Raw genomic sequence first — 2,027 nt, 5'->3', positions numbered from 1 at the left:
GCCCGAGGGCGCCCGTCCCAGAACACGACCGGGCTTCGGAATGAACGCAGGCACCTCGGCGGCGTACCGGTCGTATGCGGCGCCGAACTGCGCTCTCGCGTCCCGCTCCTCGCCGCGCGCCAGCTTCACGTACATGACGGTCAGCACCGGAAACATCGCCAGCGTGAGGATCGTCGGCCACTGCAGCAGGAAGCCGAACATGACGAGGATGAAGCCGACGTACTGCGGGTGCCGGACGTAGCTGTAGGGACCGGTGGTCGCGAGGCCGCGGGTCTGCTGCGCATCGTACAGCACTCGCCACGCGGCGGAGATCAGGACGAAGCCCGCGCCGATGAAGATGAAGCTCAGGATGTGGAACGGTCCGGCATGCGGATTTGTCTTCCAGCCGAACATCATCTCGAGCAGGTGGCCGGCGTCGTGCGAGAACCAGTCGACGTTCGGGTAGTGCGACTGCAACCAGCCCGAAAGGAAGTAGATGGTGAGCGGGAAGCCGTACATCTCCACGAACAGCGCCACCAGAAACGCGCTGAAGGCGCCGAACGAGCGCCAGTCGCGCGAGGTCTGCGGCTTGAAGAAGCTGTAGGCGAACAGGATGAAGACCACCGAATTGACGATGGCCAGACCCCAGAGACCGTAGGCGGGCGCCGTGTCGTGCATCACTTGCTCCTTCCGTCCGTCGGCTGGTTGTCGGCGTGACGATGGCCGTGGCCGCCGTGGTGCATGAATAGGTGCATCAACGGGCAGGCGAGCAGCGGCAGCCAGATCAGAAGCCCGAGCACGTGCGCCCAGTGCTCGGTGAACAGCAGCGCGCCGGCGATGATCAGGAATCCGATCAGAACCAGGCCGGCCTTCGATTTGGTGGACATGCCCTGCTGGGGGCGCTCTTCATACGCGGGATGGTCCTGCACCGACATAGGCTGGCTCCTTCGCTGATCGGAGCTTAGCGGCGCCGCTGCCATCATTGTTGCGCTAGATCAACCGCGGCAGAACCGTGAGCGCCGCTGCGAGAAAAGATTGATCCAGATCAAATACAGTGATGACGACAGGCCCAACTGATTAAAGCGCGCAAGCCTGCGCCCGGACTGGCGTACTCTTATGGCTGATGCCCATTCGGCTTCTACTGTTGACCTCCCTTTGTGGCTCGCCACCGGTCCTGGGGAGACGGACGTCCTGCTGATCGCGATGGGAGCGTTCCTTGTGTTGTTTGTCTTCATTTTCGGCGTTCTGATGCTGCGGCTACATCATTTGCCCGAACACATCGCTTCCACGGAACAAAAGGTCCAGTATCAATTGGTCGCGACGTTGGGCCTTCTCGGGATGTTCACTCACGAAAACCTATTTTGGATCGCGGGCCTGCTGTTGGCCCTGATCGATCTTCCCGATTTCACAGGCTCGCTCAACCGGATAGCGAGCTCGGTTAGGCAAATTGCCTCGCGCACACTATCGAGCAGATGCGCTTGACGTTTCCTCCGCCGTCGGCGCTATCGGGATGAGTTTGACGTGCGTCAAGAACCAACCTGCCTTTTCTGCAATGATCCCGTCCTCAACACGGAGAACGGACATGATCACCAGAACGCTGATTGCCATAGTTACCGCTGCCGCGCTTGCCGTGCCGGCGATGGCGCAGACCACGGACAAGGAAAAGAACGGTCACCATTACAATGGGGGCCCGAAGACGGAAGTGCCCCACCATATGGGCAAAAAGGATACGACGGGCGCCTCGAAGGATGGCGCGTCGGGCGGCCACCATTACACCGGCGGGCCGAACACATCGACGCCGCACCATATGGGCGACAAAAAATAGGGTTCAAAGACGAGACCTGACCAACGGACCCGACGTTGCGACAGATTAAGGGCCCGGCCTACTTTGTTCAGCAGCGCTGGACCTTGAGCTACAACATAAATCGACAGAATGGACCGTGAGAGGTGCGGTGGTGCATAAGCTTCACCACCGCGCCATCCACCTTAGCCTATCAGCCATCCGGCATGCGGGCCCTGGAAGATGAGCCCACTTCCCTCGTTGCTGA

General features: G+C 60.6%; 4 protein-coding genes. 2 read left to right on the top strand and 2 right to left on the bottom strand.

Annotated features, from left to right (window positions below; genetic code table 11):
• Nucleotides 1-657: isoprenylcysteine carboxylmethyltransferase family protein (locus JHD07_RS38585; protein WP_291631767.1), on the bottom strand; the 657-nt coding region annotated here is incomplete at its 3' end.
• Nucleotides 657-914, bottom strand: coding sequence for a DUF2933 domain-containing protein (locus JHD07_RS38580; protein WP_291631765.1), 258 nt, complete (start codon nt 912-914; stop codon nt 657-659). The genes JHD07_RS38585 and JHD07_RS38580, both read right to left, overlap by 1 nt.
• Nucleotides 915-1,095: 181 nt before the next feature.
• On the opposite strand from JHD07_RS38580, the gene JHD07_RS38575 reads away from it, so the two are divergent.
• Nucleotides 1,096-1,461 carry a hypothetical protein gene (locus JHD07_RS38575; protein ID WP_291631763.1) on the top strand — a complete coding sequence of 122 codons (366 nt, stop codon included), beginning with the start codon at nt 1,096-1,098 and terminating at the stop codon, nt 1,459-1,461.
• 100 nt (nt 1,462-1,561) lie between these two features.
• The gene (locus JHD07_RS38570) at nt 1,562-1,804 is read left to right on the top strand and encodes a hypothetical protein (RefSeq protein ID WP_291631761.1); all 243 of its coding nucleotides are present in this window, start codon (nt 1,562-1,564) and stop codon (nt 1,802-1,804) included.
• The last annotated feature ends 223 nt before the right edge of the window (nt 1,805-2,027 follow it).

This window comes from Bradyrhizobium sp. (assembly GCF_016462955.1).
Classification (GTDB): domain Bacteria; phylum Pseudomonadota; class Alphaproteobacteria; order Rhizobiales; family Xanthobacteraceae; genus Bradyrhizobium.
Note: the sequence above shows the minus strand (reverse complement) of the source record. Positions and strands in the feature narration are given on the sequence as shown.